Source organism: Providencia sp. PROV119, assembly GCF_028482435.1.
Classification (GTDB): Bacteria; Pseudomonadota; Gammaproteobacteria; order Enterobacterales; family Enterobacteriaceae; genus Providencia; species Providencia stuartii.
In genome coordinates this window covers 130364-148656 of sequence record NZ_JAMPQL010000014.1, presented here as the reverse complement: position 1 = coordinate 148656, position 18293 = coordinate 130364, and the positions used below count along the sequence as shown (strand labels likewise).

The following is an 18293-nucleotide window of genomic DNA, read 5'->3' as shown; positions in this document are numbered from 1 at the left end:
AGCTAACAATAAGTTAAATTCAAGAGTCACTAGAACCGTAAAAATACGACTACTTAATATGTGTTTTTGAGTATGTAAGTAGAAAGGGTAGTGCCTTTTTTAGAGTCAATTTTTTTGACTTGCCTTTAAAAAGGGGATTAAAAGGATTTTTTTAACCCTAATGGTGTTAGCTAAATAGGCTAATGCTGATTATTCAAGTTTATATTCAAAATTTTAGGACTGGATTTACAAGGATGTAACGAATTTAAATTTGAACATTAAATAACAATGTCTTTCACTACTACATGTTATAAATACAGAGGTATTTAAAATGTTATTCAACAAGAAACTAGTAACAATCGCAGTATTAGCAAGTTCAATGGTAGCTGGTTCAGCATTAGCTGCTGATGAAGTAGGTAAAAAAAGCACTGAAGTACGTTTCAAAGCTCAATTACGTGCGGCTTCTTGTGATGTAGCTTCAACTGCGGAAGGTTCTGTAATTGATTGGGGTACTTTTACTCTTGACCAAACTAATGGTAAGAATGTTAAAGACCAATTAGGTTCAGATAAAAACTTCAACCTGATCCTGACTAACTGTTCTAAAGCAGCAGCAGAAGATGCAGCTATTTTCGTTCATGCAGAAGGTAAAGAATCTCCACTATTCCCAGAGTATTTTGCAAACACAGGTGCTAAATCTTTAGCAGTTGCATTATCTTCAGGTGGTAAAGATATCAAACCAAACGTAGACACAGAGCTGAAATTCTCTAACGCTGTAGATGTTAACGGTAGCACTACAATTCCTGTATTGGCTAAACTTTTACTGACTCAAGTAGGTGTTGCTCCTGATACATTAAACGTACCAGTTACTTTCTCTGTATCTTATAACTAATACTGATAAAGTTTAGATAATGGCATAAGAGGCTATTTACAGCCTCTTATTATTGAAGATGGAAAATGTAGGTTTAGATAATGCAAACAATAAAACTAAAACAAAGAAATTTGAATTTTTCGATAGATAATCTGCGATTGTTAATTTTACTGTTTGTTTTTATTTTACCATTTATTTCCGCGCAGTCATTTGCGAATGGTGGAGTAGGGTTAAATGCTACAAGATTAGTCTATTCTCAAGGAGAGGAAAGCATTTCTATTAGTGCAAGAAATAATACGAGTATTAACTATCTTGCTAAATTTGCTATAACCCAAGAGAACGGTGGTAAAAATGTTCCTTTCGCAATTTATCCACCTTTAGTTAAAGTTGATAGTAAAAAAAGCCAAGATATTAGAATATTTATACAGCCTCATAGCCTACCAGTAGATAGAGAAACAGTTTTTTACTTTACAGGCACTATGATCCCCTCAACTAATGGACCAGCAACAGGTGCGGGTATCAATATTGGCTATAATAATATTATAAAATTATTCTATCGTCCTAATAATTTACCTATATCAATAGAAGATGCATATAAGAAGTTAGTGATTAAATCCTCTCCATCAGGTGTAGTAGTTGAAAATAACTCTCCTTACTACATAAATCTAAATAGATTAGTGGTTGGTGGAAAAAAGGTCAGTTTAAGCCTACAGAAAAAGAATACCATGATTGCGCCATATAGTTCTTATAGCTATACAGTCGGTGGAGGTTTGAATAATAAGCAAGCTACATGGGTTGTAATTAATGATCTAGGTGGCGAGGAGAAATATGATGGCCAAATACTTTAAATACATCAAACTTGGTTGCCTAACGTTACCGTTTTTATTAGGTTTTAATAGTGTTGCAAATGCAGTTAAATTTGAAGTTAAAGGTAATATCATTAAAGGCTCTTGTAAAGTTGTCTCTCCTACATTAGATGTTACTTTTAATTTACCGATACAGACCAATACAATAAAAGAAGCTGTTACAGATAAAACGCATGTGAAGCAATTTTTATTTGGTTATGAATGTGATAGCTTTGATTTTTCTAATGGAAATGCGGGTGTACCATATCTGATGAAAATAACTTCGGGCAGTGGTACTGAAGTTAATAGCATGAATAAAATCTATCCTACTAATAATATAACAAATGCAGCGTTTGTATTATGGTCTTGTAAAGACGATGAGTCCAGTTGCAAAATAGTTGAACTTTCAAAATCAGAACATGTACCTTTTACTATAAAAGGGAATGGTAAAGCAGAAAATTTATTCGAAGTTAGTGTGGTTAAATTAGATGGTGAAAGTTCTTTAAAACCTGGAGAGTTGCTTTCCTCTATAGATATTACGTTAGAGCAACCATAATAAGGAATTATTATAATGAATTTTAAGAGAAATAATCTTATATTTGCGGTTACTTTAGGCGTGTGTATGTTATTTGGAAATGCAAATGCAAATGCAAAGGATAAAGAAGGGGTAGACATAGAATTTAATGTGACTGTACCTAAAAATACATGTGATATCCTTATTGAAGGTACTTCACAGAATGTCATTGATTTTGGTTCAATCGCTTTGGCAAGATTAAAGTCTGATTCCGCTGAGGGAAAAGTTAAATTACCTTTTTCGATTAAATTAGCGGAGTGTAAAAATAATGACTTTGCTAATAATTATATTACTTTAGATGGTAACTATGTTGTTGAAAATAATGGATTCTTAGATGATCCTGGTGAGAGAACTTTTGCTATAAGAATCAGTGATAAAGAAACAGCTACGCAAGCTGATGATGTCTTTTTTGATAAAAATAAAAACAAAATTTGGACCAATATTCAAGAAAATGTCATGGAAAAACAGTTTTATGCCTATTTAATGTGCAAGAATGGGGTTAAAGACTGTGCATCTGACGCAAACATTGGTCAATTCAAGTCAACGTTCACGTTAACTTATATGGTTGACTAACTAAATTGGTTTTTCTAATGTTTAAAAAAATACTGTTCTTGATAGCATTACTGATGACATCCAGCGTATTCGCGAATGGAATATCTCTAAATAAAAGTAGAATTATTTTTTCACATAAGGATGTGAGTCAAGATATTCAACTTATAAATGACTCGAATTATCCACTCATTGTTCAAACAACAATGTTGGGTGAGGATAAAAAATCTCAGAATAATAATTTTATTGTTTTACCTCCTTTATTTAGAGTCGAAGCTAATAGTGGATACTCAGTAAGAATTAGACCCAATGACTACTCTAATCTACCTAAAGATAGAGAGTCGCTCTTTTACTTTAAGGCAAGAGCTATACCGCCAACATCAAAAAATAATGAACAAGAAAATAAGCTGAGTGTTGTATTTGTAACGGCGATTGTTATCAAGGCTTTTTATCGGCCGGAAGGTATATCCGCCCCTAAAACCTCGGATTATGAAAAAATTACTATCAATAAAAATAATGGTAAATGGGTTATTGATAATCCTACTCCATTTAATATGACTATTGTCGATTTTACTTACAATGGTAATGAGTTAAAAGAAACAATACTAATTCCACCCTTCAATAAATATGTTTTAGATAAAATAAAATTTAATGGCGAGAAAATGAGCGGTGGATGGCGTTTTATGAACGATTATGGTTCTGCTACTGATGTATATCACTATAAATACGGATCTGTTGATAATTAATAAATTTTAAAGGTGCTTTAGCTTTATATATCTAAGAGTTTCTAAATTATTAACGATTAACTTTGGGAATATAAAGGCAAATAAAGGTCAGTGAAATGGAAATGAAATTATTCAAAATAAGTATGTTATCGTCACTAATTTTTTTGTCTCTATATTCCTATGGTGACGATTATTTTGATCCAACAATGTTAGAAAGTCAGTTGGGGGTTGACGCATCTCAGATTGACTTATCTAAATTTACTGCAACAAATAGTGTGCCTCCTGGTGAGTATTTGATCACTGTTGAAGTAAACCGTAATATTCTGGGTAGTAAAAAAGTTAATTTTAAATTAAACCCTCAAGGTGAGGTTGTTCCCGAGTTTACTCCAAAACTTTTGGAGGACTGGGGCGTGGCTACTAAAACTTTACCGAGTTTCAATGGCGTTAATCCGGATACCTCTATTTTAGACCTTTCTAAATATATTCCAGATGCTACGGTGACACCTAACATCCAAAACCTAAGATTAACGTTAACTATTCCTCAAATAGCTATGGATAACAAGGTACAAGGTTATATCGATCCTAGCTTATTAGATGATGGTGTTCCTGCATTATTTTTTAATTATTTTGTCAGTGGTAACAAAAGCAGAAATGACGCAAATGAAATAATTAAAAATGAAAATATGTTTGCGAACATCCGTGCAGGGTTAAATGCAGGACCTTGGAGGTTAAGATCAAATTTAGCATATAGTAAGTCTAAGGGAGAAAAAGACCAAACGAGTTTCTCTAACACTTATGTTATGCGTGCACTACATTCTATCAAATCCACTTTTTCTGTCGGGGAAATCAGCTCAGGAAGTGATGTTTTTGATGCCGTTCCATTGAAAGGGATGAAAATTGCATCTGATGAGCAAATGTTACCTAGTAGTATGAGAGGTTTTGCACCTGAAGTTAGAGGTATCGCGCAGTCAAATGCAATGGTCACTATCCGCCAGAATGGTTATATTGTTTATCAAACTTATGTTTCCCCTGGTCCGTTTGTCATCAAAGATATTTACGCTACAGGAAACGCGGGTGACTTAGATGTCACCATTAAAGAGGAGAATGGTACTGAGAAAACATCAACAGTTGCCTTCTCATCTTTACCTGTGATGCTTCGTCCTGATGGTTATAAATATGAGGCCGTTGTAGGTCGTTATGATGGTGGATATACCAAAACCTCTAGAGAATCTGATTTCTTTTTAGGGTCATTTATTTACGGATTACCTACAAATAGCACACTATACGGTGGGCTATTGATGGCTAAAGACTATTTTTCTGCTGCGGCAGGTCTTGGAATATCTTTGGGAACATTTGGGGCGTTATCTGCAGATATCACCCATGCGACAGCAAATATGGATGGTAATCTTGGTGATCGTTCAGGGCAGTCATTCAGAATAAGATATTCAAAAAGTATGGCATCGACAGGGACATCTGTTGACTTGACAGCTTTACGTTATTCAACTCGTTCGTATTTTAGTTTTGCTGATTTTAATAACTATGACCATAAGCTAAAAGATAATGTGGCACCGTGGTTAAATCAACGTCAACGTAGTAGCTTCACGACGGCACTAAGACAGTCGTTAGGGGAGTACGGAAGTGTTTATATCTCCGGTAGTATTTATGACTATTGGGAAATAGATAGGAAAGTGAAACAATTATCCATAGGATATAATGGTTCATTTAAAAAAGTTAACTACTCAGTAAACTACAGCATTGACCGTATTAAAGATAAAGAAAGTTGGCCTGAGAACAGACAAATATCTATCAACGTAGATATTCCATTTAGTATATTCTCTAATAATGAATTAATAGAGAATATGTATAGTACATATTCTTACAGTCAAGATAATGATGGTTATATTAACCAACAGGTAGGGATCAGTGGTACTTCCAGAGATGGTAGTTTCTCTTATGGAATTTCTCAAGCATATGGAAATAAAGGAGTTGGTGGAAGCGGTACGCTAAGCTCTAGTTACTCTGCGCCTAATTTTGGCATATCTGCGGGTTATAATTACTCAAAAAATAACCAGTCTGTGAATGGTAGCTTGTCCGGTGGAATGTTATTACACGAAGGCGGAGTGCTGTTTAGCCGTACAATTGGTGATAGTGGTATTATTATTGAGGCTCCAGAAGCAAAAGGAACAAAAACGAATAACCAAAATACCGTTGTTAACGGGCAAGGTTATGCGTTATATCCATATGCAACACCTTATAGCTCTAATATTGTGACCCTAGATGTGAATACTTTACCTGATGATGTCATGCTGAAGGAGACAACCAAGACTATTTATCCATCGGCAGGGGCTTTTGTTAAGGCTAAATTCGATACAAAAGTGGGTTATCAGGTGCTCTTTAATATACGTATGGCAAATGGAAGTGCAGTACCTTTTGGAGCCATCGCTACATTAGTAGAAAGTAACGTGGTAGAAGAAAATACAGGTATTGTAGGTGATAATAATAAGCTATTTATGAGTGGATTACCTAATTCAGGTACATTAAATATTAGCTGGGGAAGTGGTCAAGAACAACATTGTGTATTGAAATTCACCGGCCTAGATAAAGTTATCACAACAAGTACGCAGCCTGTTCGTACTCTTGCTGCAGAATGCCGCTAGCTTGTTATTAATACACTAAAAAGCAAATCATTTATTTTATTGATAGCGTTCAAAATGAACATGAGATGAATTAGCGCATTATAAATGATTGACTGTATATTTGTTAAGGTAGGTTCAGTTATGAGTAAAAGTATTTCTAAATGTTTGAAAGCGATTTCTTTATCAGCTATGTCGATAGGGATGCTTTTTTCTAATGCGCATGCTGAAGGTCCAATGCAGGCAGGTCAAATGATTGTACAGCTCTATGGTATGATTGACCTAGATGATGAGGTTCCTGAGGGGACACCTCATCTGCTTGATGCAAGGATGATGGGGGCGACATCGATTACGATGGGGCCTCCAGAGTATGGTATTTATACTCAACGTCCTGAATATTACCCGAACACCACTTCAACGCTTAACAATAGAGAATGGGATGATGAGTTCGCAATAGTCGGTATCTCTGACTATTCAGGTCGTTGCAGAGCAGAGACCTTTAATGCATCAGAACATACGGTATTAGGTCAGGGTAAAAAATTTGCTTTTAAAATGAAACACACAGACGCTTCTGGTTTATTCGCGTGGGTTGTTCCTAGCTTTAAAGTTGATATCAATTTAAACTTACCTAACGGCACTCAAGGGTTAAAGACATCATATTCGGGTGTTCTTGGTGAACCGATAGCAAATCTTAAGTCTATTGATCCAAAAAAAACCCAAGGTTTAAATTTATGTTATATTCCACCAGGTAAAATAACTATAGGCTATGGTGGAACCAAACATGTTCAGTTTTCTATTGCTAAGCCTTTAGAAGTCTATTTAAATGGAAAAGCGGTTCCTGGTGACTTTATAATGGATAATAGTGCCTTTAGACTTGTAAGCTTAGGAGGACATAAAGGTTTTAGAGCTGATGGGGAGATAAAGGTTCGCTTTATTACCAATGTTAAAATAGCCCGAGTTTGTCGTATAAGTGCAGCAAGTGGTACTGTATTCCACGAAACTTTTGGCCGTGCTGATTCAATCCCACTAGAATCGCGGTTAACATTTAACTGTAGCGGGCAAGGGAATCCGTTATATATGTCTGCAATTCCGAGAATGGGTGAAGCCAAAGGTGACAATTTAACGAAGCTGGAATTAGAACAAATTGATTCAGGTGAGAAGAGTACAGTAAAACCTTGGGTTATAGGGGCACCATATTTTGATGGTGGTAATATCCCTGCGCTGAGTTGCGACGCAACGAATCAATCAAATTTAATTAAGTTTGATAATTCAGATATTCCACTAAACAAAAATGCGCAAGCTGAAAATGATAACTTAAACATACGTTGGTTAATGTGTAAGAATCGTGATGTAAAACCTGGTAAGTATAAAGGAAGAGTTGAATTGCTAGTGTATACTAAGGTTTGATCAATATTAAGCATTAATAGTTTAAGAGAGTAATATGAGACAGCTAGGCAAGATAATATTTATTTTAGGTGCTCTATTCTTTTTGTCGATGACATCTGCATATAGTAACATTCCGGATAGTATTAGCTTTCAGTTAATACGGAGTACTTATGTTGAAGGTAATAAAAGTATCTCTATTTCTTTACGGAATAAAGAGAGTCTCCCTTATCTGATCCAAGGCTCTATGGAAGCATTAGATACTAATACGGGCATTACTTTATTGAATAGTAATACTGAAGAAATCCCTTTCATTATTACGCCACCATTACACAAATTAGAGGGTAAAACTCGCTATTATTGGCGAGTTATCTTTGCTGGTGATGTGTCAAAAATGCCCAAAGACAGAGAGTCTGTATATATCGCTAAATTTAGAGCAATACCAACCTCTGAAGTACCAAAGGAGGGTGATAATGTCGAGCATAATTCTGAGTTATCAGTAGTACGCGTGATGAATTTTAAAGTATATTACCGACCAAAACAGCTTGAATATTATAGAATTAAAGAAGAGTTGGATAAATTACAATTTAGGGTGGAGAATAATGAACTTATTGTTACAAATAATTCACCTATATATATGACTTTCGAAGATATTTCAGTGAATTCTATTGAGATTGATAGAAATGAAACATTTAAACCATTGATTCCTAAAGGAGAGCAAAGGTTTAAACTGAAAAATAAATCTGTTCCTAGTGGCGCGAAAGTAACTTGGAGAGTGCTGGACGAGTTTTCTATGCCTTTAGAACAGCGTACAACAACGTTATAAACGACTCATCTTAGTTATTTCCGGTCTAAAACTCAGAAAGAGTAATATTTGGTAATTAGTTTACACGGTTTTCGAATGAAAAAAATATTCTATATACATAAAATACTAGCGCTTTTTCTGAGTTTTTTTATTTTATTATTCCCATTTTCTTTTGCAATGTCTCAACAAAATAATAATTTTAGGTTGTTAATTCATGGAGGAGCTGGTGATATAACAGAAAAATCACTTATACCTCAATTACAGAAAGAACATGAATTAAAGTTGAAAGAAGCTTTGCAAGCAGGGTATGAAATTTTATCAAAAGGTGGAGACAGTATTGAGGCTGTACAGGCCGCTGTGATCATCATGGAGGATTCTCCATTATATAACGCGGGTAAAGGCGCATCTTTAACTACGGATAATAAAGTAGAACTGGATGCTTCCATTATGGATGGACGTGACCATACCGCGGGGGCCGTCGTTGGGGTTTCTAACATTAAAAATCCAATTATAGCGGCTTATAAAGTTATGACCAAAAGCCCTTATGTTATGATGGGTGGTACCGGTGCAGAACAATTTGCAAAAGCTGAGGGGTTGGAACTCGTTGATCCTTCTTATTTTATTATTGAATCTAGACTTGAACAGCTAAAAAAAGTCAAAGAAATTAGCCATAAAATTGATCAAGAAAAAGGGCTAAATGCTGCCTTATTTGAAGATCCTCTGCTTTATGATTATAAATATGGCACGGTAGGTGCAGTAGCTGTAGATAGCCGTGGAAATGTTGCTGCGGCAACCTCTACAGGTGGCAGCACCAATAAGCATTACGGTCGTATTGGGGATTCGCCTATTATTGGGGCAGGAACATATGCTGATAATAATACAGTTGCAATTTCTACCACGGGGTTAGGTGAAGTTTTTATTCGTGGAGTGGCCGCTTATGATGTTGTGGCACAAATAAAATACAGTAATACACCGTTAGCAGAAGCGGTGATGAATACTTTAAACTCTGTGAAAAATATGGGTGGTACGGGTGGTATTATTGCGATAGATAGCAAAGGTAATTTTGTTATGCAATTCAATACGAAGGGAATGTTTCGTGGAACGATCGGTCAGGATGGCATTCCACAAGTAGCCATATTTGGGCCTTAGTTATTAACCCTTTTGAGTGTTTTTCTGAAATTTTCACGGCTGAGCCTACTTTTTCTAAGTAGGCTTTTTCTATTTATCAGCATGGCAAGTAAATGATGAGTAGGCTTCATCTTTGATAATGTAAATATTATCATCCATTTTAGTTAAATTAATATAATAGTGTATTTTTTCTTCTTCAAGCTGAATAAAGTTTGCAAACAGCTTTTGAGGAACGTTATCCGAACTTGTGATCGATAACGATTTAAACCGTATCGAATAATGGTTATTTTTATCAATCGCGTGGTAGCTAAAATAGAGCGCTCTATCAAGGCGATAAAAAATATTATTCTCCTTGATATAACCATACATATTCATTCTTCCGGTGTTATCATCTGCGACGAGTACACTGGTTTTTGACTTCAGCATAATCCCATCATCGGTACCGTTATCTTTTATCCATAAAATATCAGAGTTACAAATATTCACATCATTATCTTTATTATAGATAAATGTTGTTGTTGCCACAGCCGAAATAAAAACAAATAAAAACAATAAAATATATTTTTTCATTTAAATTCTCTGATCATTGATTGATACACAGTCATATTGAGCCTTTTTTTCCTTACAAATACTAAGGGATATATTTTTATCAATAGACTGAATACTATTCGGCTCTGAAAGTAAGATAACACGCTTAGGCTCTTGACAATTTACATTATATTTATCAAGTTTTTTATTCACAAAATCGATGCTATCTTTTGTTGAGCTTTCAATGAGATTAATAGGTATTTGTATCAAACATTTGTCTCGCTCACTGACTGTCATGTAGCTATTTACTTCCATGCTTGCATTAGAATTAGTGGTGTAATAGAAAACAAAAATGAACAAAAATAATGACATTGCAATCAAAGCGAACAAAATAGGGTTATTTTTAAATTTACCCTTATTCTGTATTTTGAGCAGTTGTGGCTCTTCTTGTACGGTTGATGATAATTCTGATATCGAATTATCTTGTCGTGGTTGATGAAGATGCTCTTCTATAATTGATTTCTGATCAACAAATTGAGTTGTTGCTTCCTCAGCATTTTTTTCACTATATTGTGAAGAATACGTAACGGAATGTTCATAGTCATCTAAACCTAAAGTAACATCACTGCTATTTAGTACGACTATCTCTTCTTCTGGCAAATATGGCGTATCGTTTTCATCAGTGATGGTTTCTAAGGCGTCACAATCAAAACGAAACCCTTTTTTAGGAACGGTAACAATAGATTTTGGGTCGATACCGATCAACTCAAATTTCTTTCTTATTTCACTAATATAAGTATTTAAGTTATTGTTTGAACCTACTAAGCCATACTCTTCCCAAACTTTTATCAGTAGCTCTTCTCTTGTAGCAATTTTGGATTTTTGGTTAAGTATGATGATTTCATTCAATAGTCGTGACGCAGGCTTTGATAACTCAACGAACTTATCAACTTCATTCTTTATAAAAATGAAGTTCTTACCTGTCTCAAAAATAAATTTATTATTTATGAGATAGTCTTTGCTATTTTTCATGAACACGGTTGCTCTCTCTAATTTCTAATCCTAAGACGGCGAAATCATGATAAAAACTGAATAATTTTCTAAAATCTAAAAGTATTAGTAAAAGTATATTTTTATGAATATTTATAATTCCTATAGTCTAAATACGGAATCAATTAACTTCAAGTATTGCGCTATGAGACTTTGATGAGTTTAGACTTAAATATATAGATATAGCTGATAAAACAGAGTTGTGTAATGTATAATTATGTAAAGTTAGAATTATATATCTGTATATAGCATTAAATATGTGTAAAAAACCATATATCACTAAAATATAGGTTTGGCTATGATAATGGGCTTAAGAGATTAAATATTATTAAGACGAATCCTAAGTACAAGCACCTATATTATTAAATTTTATTTGAAAATAGTGATTTAATATAAGTCTTATTATCTATTTAATTATTAGGTAAGAGATGAACCTCTTACCTAAATTAATTGATGGTTAATAGTTATATTCAAATCCCAACCAGTAATTACGACCCTCTTCAATATATCCAGAGGTATATTGATATGACTTATCAAATAAATTATTCACTGACGAATTTATAGAAATTCCATGACCTAGATCATAATTAAAGCGAATGTCCGTTTTTGCAAAACCCCTAACTTTCTCATTACTATCAATATAATTAAATGCCCAACTTCTTGCTTCTTCTGTTACTGTAATGCTAAATGGTTCATTAGGCATAAACTTAATCCAAACGAACGCTTTATGTGTTGGTAATTCTGCAACATGTTTTACGCTATCGTGTTTTGGGTCAGCATGAATATAACTATAACTTAAACCCGCAGCCATCCAGTCAGTAATTTGGCCATGACTGCCTAAATCAATCCCAGCATAATTAACCTTACCGCTATTACGGTTTTGATAAACGTCGCTGCCCGCGGCGGGGTCATAATGTATGTAGTGTGCCATGATGGCATCAGAGACATGATTATAATAAGCGCTAGCATTGTAGGACCAATCGGCGGTGATGTAGCCTTTATAAGTGAGATCAAATGTTAAAGCACGCTCTGCATCAAGATGCGGGTTGATGATAAAACTATCATTGTTTTTCATCTTATTTTTAGTGTAGCGCTCTTTTTGGGTTGGGAAACGGCTTCTATCTGACACTGAAAATTGTACCGTATCATTGTTTGCTCGATGATAACGGGCCATAAATTCCCAATTGAAGGCACGTTGGCGGTTATCTTCATAGTTTTCAATCCCAGTAACGACATTTTGTTTATTGTATAAATAACGTTTCCCATCATCACTATTGCGCCAGTCGTAGCCAAGCCCACCAATGATATCAAGCTGATCGGTTGCAACCCATTGGTATTCAGTGGCGATTGACCAAGTTTGATCTTTATAACGATCATAAGGAACGACTTTATTACTACGTGCGCGGTGGATATCTTCTTTCCAGTGGGCAGCGAACGACAGCATGTCTATTTCACGAAGGGTAAAATCGATACGCATGTCGGCACCATTACTGTAATCGTCATAGTGGCTGTAATTGTATTTGCCTGCTCGATAATCCTGAACTGATTTGTATTGATGGAGCGTATTTTTGAATTTGTCGTGATAGAGCCGACTTTGCAGCGCAATATCATTGGTAACTTGGGTCGTACCATTAAAGTAAACACTCTCTTTGTTATACTCTGGCCACTGCCAAATTTGCTGTTTTTTATTATCAGCACTGGGGGCGCTATTTTTATCGCCATCTTGTTTTAAATAAGTGACCACATACTCATCAGCGTCGCGTGGCGTCCAGCCCATCTTTAACATTAAACGCTTATCGTCTGTGGCTGAATTAGTTCGACGACCGTGACTACCGGCTAATGGGTTATTATCAGCCGAATCAGGCAACCCCATAAAACGCTGTTTGTATTGACTACCACTGAGCTGAATAAAGCCAAGATCGTTACGACCGCCTAAACGAGCGCTGATATTGCGCGCATTATCAGCGCCGCGAGCAAAGCCTTGATTTAGATTGATATTGGCCTCTAAAGGTTTTTTAGGTGTGGCGGTCGTTAAGTTTATGGCGCCACCCATCAAGTTGGGGCCTTGTAACAATGACGTATAGCCTGTCGACAACTCAACACTAGCGAGTTCGCTGGTCATAAAACGCCCAAGATCTAATGTTCCATCATAAGGAACATAAGTTGGGATACCATCAAAAAACACAGGTACTTGGCGACTATCAAAACCACGGACATTCACTTGAGTTTCATTACGATTACCTGATTTTTGGATCACTACACCAGGCATTGTACTAAGCGCTTGAGCAACATTTGTTTTATTCAGCTGCTTCATTTGCGCTTGAGTCATGATGTTTTCATCGGCTGCAAGTGGTGTACTCCAAACACTCATCACATCACGATTAGCTAATTTTTCAAAGGTGGCTGCAAAGCTGTGTGTAGTAAATAGTGCCATCCCAACTAAATAAGTGATCTGTTTTATTTTCATCATAAAATTCCAATTTGCCTAAACCGATATGTTGTTTTTTATATAACGATGTGCGTCGTTTATTGAGAAAACGAACCCTTTGCAACATAGGGTGCGTTTAAATTAGGTCTATCCTGTGAAAATGTTTACTTTGATATCTCTGGGGGGAGCGTAATAAGGAGCCGATGTGACAAACAATGTAATGCCTGTTTGCGCATACGCCTCTATTGTTTGTAAGTTGATCCCTCCAGCCGCAGATAGCCGACATAAACGATTTTGTGTTTGTATTTGTTGATGCAATTGGCGGATTTGTGCTGGGCTGAATTTATCTAATTGAACAATATCGGCGCCAGCCTCAATGGCGAGTGTCGCTTGTTGTCTATTATCTGCCTCAACAATAATCTGTTTTTCAGGGGCGGCTTCCCTAAGTGTATGAATATGCGAGTGCCAATCATCGGGGTCGGCAAGACAACGACGATGGTTGGTGAACAATAGAATGCTTTCCGCACTCCCTGCTCGGTGAATAATAGCGCCGCCAGCAATAATAGCGGTCAATGCAAGTAACTTTGTTCCCGGCACCGTTTTTCTTGTACAGGCAAGTTGGGCATCAGGTTGATAACGCTTTAAGAGACTGACCATTTGGTGGGTGTAGTGACTAACACCGCAGCACCATTCAAGGACGTTTTGTACGGCTTTCCATGCTTGATGAAGGGCTTCTACTGTTCCAGAGGCTTTTATTAAGCAGCTATTTTCTGGAACCACGTCGCCATCACGATAATTAGCTTGAAAATCAATACCGAGTTTATTTAGCATGCGTGAGGCAACATCAATACCACTGATACACCCACCCTGTTTCGAAACCAATGTCATTGTGCCTGCTTGAGTATGCAGGCCTAAAGAGCGTGTTGTTAAATCGCCATATTGAATATCATCAAGAAGTAGCTGGTCGATAAAACTATCGGGTAAATAAATCATAATGTTAGACTCATTTCATCAACAACATCCCATGACACCATGGCCCAGTTGCGCGCAGGATAGGGAATGCGCTTTCCTGACGCGAGTTGCAGGTCGTAATATTGGTGTAATTTTGCAATCTCTTCATCAGAGAGATTTTTGAGTGACCAATTGACGCTTTCGACAAAATCTTCAACCTGTTCAAATCCGCCTTTATCTGGGCTGTTAATAAAATCGACTCGCGCATTTATTCCCATTTGATGCAAAATATTCACCGCATAGATGTAAGTCGGTAAGCGAACGACTTCCCGACCAATAAATTGGATGATATTTTCATCAATAAAGGTTGGGTTTACAGTATGCGTGGTGTAAACACGTAAGTTTGCTTGGCGATTGAGCTTCAATAAGGCTGTTTTAAGGTCATCGACTAAAGTGGACCGTGAAGCGACGGCGATATCGACTTTAGGCAATTGCGCCCAGTTATCTTCCCATGCTAATTGTTCAAATTGAACATTATTGATATCCATTGCTTTCGCACGCTCTTGGGCAGCATCAAGCATACCTTGGCTGTAATCAATACCAATGACGGTGGTGAAATGCTTTGCCAGTGCCAAACAGACAGAGCCCGGCCCACATCCGACATCCAATAAGGTTTTTGCACCAGTAAAATCCATGAGTTCACGAAAACGAATTAAGTAGGGATCTTGTGGGTTTGCACAGGTTTGTGCCATTTTTTGCGCTTTTTTATCCCAATGCTCAGGCTCTTTGCGTGAACGCTGGGCTTGTTGCATATGTTGTTGGTACATCTGAGCAAAATCTAATTGGTCAATAAGCATAACTTTCACCTTAGCGAGTAAAATGAGCTGGAAGCTGAAAATGAGCGGCAATACTCTCTTCATCAATAGAATAGAGTCTTGCTAGGTTGGTAAGTGTTAACATACTTTCGGCAGAGCCTTGTCTTACGCCAGCATGTTTATCCAGTAAGATAACATTATCTGCAATGGCGGCAGCATGCTGTGGGTGATGAGTCGACATGAGAACAGTGATCCCATCTGCTTTTAATTGTTCAATTTGCTTCAATAAACGGATCTGGTTACCAAAGTCTAAACTCGCGGCGGGCTCATCCATAATTAACATGATTGGTTTTTGGATTAAGGCTCGGGCTATCAATACTAACTGTTTTTCTCCCCCACTGAGGGTGCTGTATAAACGCGAGGCAAGATGCTCAATCCCCAGCTTTTTTAGTTGTTCTAGCCCGAGTACGCGTTCTTTGGCGCCGGGAACAGAAAAGAGTGAGAGGTGAGGCGTCAGCCCCATCATGACCATATCTATGGCAGTAAAGGTGAACGGGGTATCATGAGCTTGAGGTACGTAAGCAATTACTTTCGCTATATCAGCCGGTTTATAAGAGGTGAGTGACTTTTCTTTTAATAAAATGTGACCTTCAAGAGCAGGAAGAAGCCCTAATAAAGTTTTCATTAGCGTTGTTTTGCCGCACCCATTCGCACCGAGAAGGCAGGTCATCGCGCCAGCTTGTAACGCGAAATTAATTTTTGTCATAATGGCTTGATGATGATAGCCAATCGCCACATTTTCCAGTCTGATTAGGTTCATTTGGCACTCCGTGTTTGTAAAAGGATTGCCAAAAAGAAAGGGGCACCGACCGCTGAAGTTAATATGCCGAGTGGAAGCTCAATGGAAGCAATAGTGCGAGCGAGTGTATCGGTAATGAGTAACATAATGGCTCCAATAGCCATTGAGGCAGGGAGTTGATAGCGGAAGTTAGCGCCCACTATCATTCGGGTGATATGCGGAACGATTAAGCCAATCCAACCGATGATCCCTGCAATGGATACCGCACTGGCGGTAATCAATGTTGCTGAAATAATAAATATTGTTCGCATTAAGCTGACATTGATCCCCAAACTTTTCGCTTCTTCATCAGAGAGACTCAGTAAATTCATGCGCCAGCGCAACAGTAACAGTGGCATAATGCCAACCAACATAATGGGCAACACAGACAGTAGGTCGCTTTGGGTGATGGATGAAAGCCCGCCTAATAGCCAGAAGGTGATAGAAGGCAATTGGGTATAAGGGTCTGCAAGAATTTTTATTAAAGAGATGGCTGCACCACATAAGGCGCTGATCGCAACACCAACTAAGACGAGAGATAAAATGGGGTCATGCTGGCGCGCCATTCGGGCAATTAGGCACACTAAAGATACTGCCAATAGCCCACCAACAAAGGCGGCTAGTTGAATGTAGAGCAGCGATTGACCTAAAAATATACCAATAACAGCACCTACCCCAGCCCCCGCTGAAACCCCAAGTATATCGGGTGATACTAATGGATTTCGAAACATTCCCTGATAAGCCGCTCCTGCAATCGCCAGTCCTCCTCCAATCACCATCGCGGCGAGTGTGCGAGGAAAACGTATTTGCCAAAAAACAGTGGCATTGCGTGGGTCATCGGCGAGAGTTTGTGAGGTAAATTCAGACACAACTAAATCAATGAGCTGATTAAGCGTAAGTGAATACTTACCACTAATTAATGCAATGATCAGGGCGCCGATAAAAACGATAACAAGAAGTAACGGTTTGATTGTGCGGCTCATGATAATTCCATCAATCTATCAATTTGCGTATCAGTCACCGATGAGTGATAAAACAGATGGAAAAATTGTTTGATGTCATCGCGTATGGTGGATTCGATTTGTTGATCAAAATGGCTTTGTAACCGGCGCATGCCTAAGAGGCGGTTAATTCCTGGGGGGCCATCAAGCCAACCAAATGGCATTCCTCCAAAGGTCAGTAATTGGTTAGTGGCAACCGCAGTTAACCCTTTCCATAACGCGGATTGGCGAATAAATTCCTCGGCTTCTTGATATTGAGTAATAATAATATCGGGGTTCCAATCATACAGTTGTTCCATTGAAACCTCTGTTAGCCCCCTAAAATTAGGAATATCGGCGACATTACGGAAACCTAATATTTCTATGGCTTCAGTATGAATAGAGCCTCGGGTGCCTGTTTGTAAACCTTTGGCGCCTCTAGCTAGGTAGAAACTGGGGGCATTCGCATGGTGTTGTATGGCGAATTGTTTCGCGTCTTGCAAATAGTGTTTGGCAAATGTGCTGAGCGTTTGAGCTTGCTGCGGTACATTTAAGGTCTCACCGAGTTGAAGTAATTGCTGTGGTGAATCTTGTAGCCCTCCGGCTATCAGTAAATAAGCAATGCCTGTTTGTTTGGCAAGTTTCGCCGCCTGAGAGCGATAAGTGTCATCAATATTTCCAGTATCAATTATTAACTGTGGGTTATAATCGAGCAGCTTTTCCAAAGATAGCGTACTTCCTCGACCTGCTAGGCGACCATAAATAGGCAAATCTCGCCATTGTTGAGCAAATAGTTCGTCATGCCCTTTTTGCAAATGAATGGATGAGAATCCAACCATTTTTTCAGGGGCTAAAGCAAATAGCAGTAAATCTGCAGGTGGACCAGAACTCATTACACGCTGGATTTTGTTTGGTTGTGGTAATACACCAAACAACGCTTGTTCAATGCGCCCATAAGCAGGCAAATAAGCGAGTGCCGCTAACGCCGCGCAGGATTGAATAAAGAGTCTACGATTGATTCCCATAGTGCTAAAAAGAAATTTCGTTATATTTATTGATATATAGCGTGGAAGTTAACGGAGTCATACTAAGGAGTCAATAACAAAAGAGACATTAGTCGGAAAACTCCGCTATTCTGTGATGTAAATCAGTAACAAACATTGCTATCCATACAAAGATCGCTGAACATAGTCACTCGCACTTGCGTAAGTTAG

Annotated in this window: 17 protein-coding genes; 9 read left to right on the top strand and 8 right to left on the bottom strand. The window is 37.5% G+C overall.

The window, feature by feature from the left end:
• The first annotated feature begins 310 nt into the window (after window positions 1-310).
• The 9 genes from PSF11_RS13570 (at window position 311) to PSF11_RS13530 (ending at window position 9510) form a co-directional block, all read left to right on the top strand.
• Window positions 311-868 (top strand): fimbrial protein, encoded by a 558-nt coding sequence (locus PSF11_RS13570; RefSeq protein WP_014656930.1) that lies wholly within the window; start codon window positions 311-313, stop codon window positions 866-868.
• Window positions 869-948: 80 nt separating this feature from the next.
• The gene (locus PSF11_RS13565; RefSeq protein WP_004925930.1) at window positions 949-1695 is read left to right on the top strand and encodes a fimbrial biogenesis chaperone; all 747 of its coding nucleotides are present in this window, start codon (window positions 949-951) and stop codon (window positions 1693-1695) included.
• Complete coding sequence (locus tag PSF11_RS13560; RefSeq protein WP_041705099.1) at window positions 1676-2248, top strand: fimbrial protein; 573 nt, start codon at window positions 1676-1678, stop codon at window positions 2246-2248. Before PSF11_RS13565 ends, PSF11_RS13560 begins: the two co-directional genes overlap by 20 nt.
• Before the next feature lie 15 nt (window positions 2249-2263).
• Complete coding sequence (locus PSF11_RS13555; RefSeq protein ID WP_072502577.1) at window positions 2264-2839, top strand: fimbrial protein; 576 nt, start codon at window positions 2264-2266, stop codon at window positions 2837-2839.
• A gap of 17 nt (window positions 2840-2856) precedes the next feature.
• A complete protein-coding gene (locus tag PSF11_RS13550; protein WP_072502576.1) occupies window positions 2857-3561 on the top strand; it encodes a fimbrial biogenesis chaperone in 705 nt (234 codons plus the stop codon).
• A gap of 95 nt (window positions 3562-3656) precedes the next feature.
• A complete protein-coding gene (locus tag PSF11_RS13545) occupies window positions 3657-6197 on the top strand; it encodes a fimbria/pilus outer membrane usher protein (protein ID WP_072502575.1) in 2541 nt (846 codons plus the stop codon).
• 120 nt (window positions 6198-6317) lie between these two features.
• Window positions 6318-7580, top strand: a complete 1263-nt coding sequence (locus tag PSF11_RS13540; protein ID WP_014656925.1) for a hypothetical protein — start codon at window positions 6318-6320, stop codon at window positions 7578-7580.
• A 34-nt stretch (window positions 7581-7614) separates the two neighbouring features.
• Window positions 7615-8382: a fimbrial biogenesis chaperone gene (locus PSF11_RS13535; protein ID WP_004926106.1), complete on the top strand. Its 768-nt coding sequence runs from the start codon at window positions 7615-7617 to the stop codon at window positions 8380-8382.
• 75 nt (window positions 8383-8457) lie between these two features.
• Entirely contained in the window at window positions 8458-9510 is a 1053-nt protein-coding gene (locus PSF11_RS13530; protein WP_004925938.1) for an isoaspartyl peptidase/L-asparaginase family protein, read from the top strand.
• 69 nt (window positions 9511-9579) lie between these two features.
• Here PSF11_RS13530 and PSF11_RS13525 read toward each other — a convergent pair whose 3' ends face one another.
• The 8 genes from PSF11_RS13525 to PSF11_RS13490 all read right to left on the bottom strand — a co-directional run bounded on the left by PSF11_RS13525 (window position 9580) and on the right by PSF11_RS13490 (window position 18104).
• The gene (locus PSF11_RS13525; RefSeq protein ID WP_004925940.1) at window positions 9580-10059 is read right to left on the bottom strand and encodes a FidL-like protein; all 480 of its coding nucleotides are present in this window, start codon (window positions 10057-10059) and stop codon (window positions 9580-9582) included.
• The gene (locus PSF11_RS13520) at window positions 10060-11049 is read right to left on the bottom strand and encodes a winged helix-turn-helix domain-containing protein (RefSeq protein WP_014656923.1); all 990 of its coding nucleotides are present in this window, start codon (window positions 11047-11049) and stop codon (window positions 10060-10062) included.
• Window positions 11050-11524: 475 nt separating this feature from the next.
• Window positions 11525-13534, bottom strand: coding sequence for a TonB-dependent receptor plug domain-containing protein (locus PSF11_RS13515; protein WP_072502574.1), 2010 nt, complete (start codon window positions 13532-13534; stop codon window positions 11525-11527).
• Window positions 13535-13642: 108 nt separating this feature from the next.
• Complete coding sequence (gene modD / locus PSF11_RS13510; RefSeq protein ID WP_072502573.1) at window positions 13643-14488, bottom strand: ModD protein; 846 nt, start codon at window positions 14486-14488, stop codon at window positions 13643-13645.
• Window positions 14485-15303, bottom strand: a complete 819-nt coding sequence (locus tag PSF11_RS13505; protein WP_014656920.1) for a class I SAM-dependent methyltransferase — start codon at window positions 15301-15303, stop codon at window positions 14485-14487. Before PSF11_RS13505 ends, modD begins: the two co-directional genes overlap by 4 nt.
• Window positions 15304-15313: 10 nt before the next feature.
• Window positions 15314-16081 (bottom strand): ABC transporter ATP-binding protein, encoded by a 768-nt coding sequence (locus tag PSF11_RS13500; protein ID WP_004925950.1) that lies wholly within the window; start codon window positions 16079-16081, stop codon window positions 15314-15316.
• Complete coding sequence (locus PSF11_RS13495) at window positions 16078-17082, bottom strand: FecCD family ABC transporter permease (protein ID WP_014656919.1); 1005 nt, start codon at window positions 17080-17082, stop codon at window positions 16078-16080. Before PSF11_RS13495 ends, PSF11_RS13500 begins: the two co-directional genes overlap by 4 nt.
• Window positions 17079-18104: an ABC transporter substrate-binding protein gene (locus PSF11_RS13490; protein WP_072502572.1), complete on the bottom strand. Its 1026-nt coding sequence runs from the start codon at window positions 18102-18104 to the stop codon at window positions 17079-17081. The genes PSF11_RS13495 and PSF11_RS13490 overlap by 4 nt, the downstream gene beginning before the upstream one ends.
• Window positions 18105-18293 lie beyond the last annotated feature (189 nt).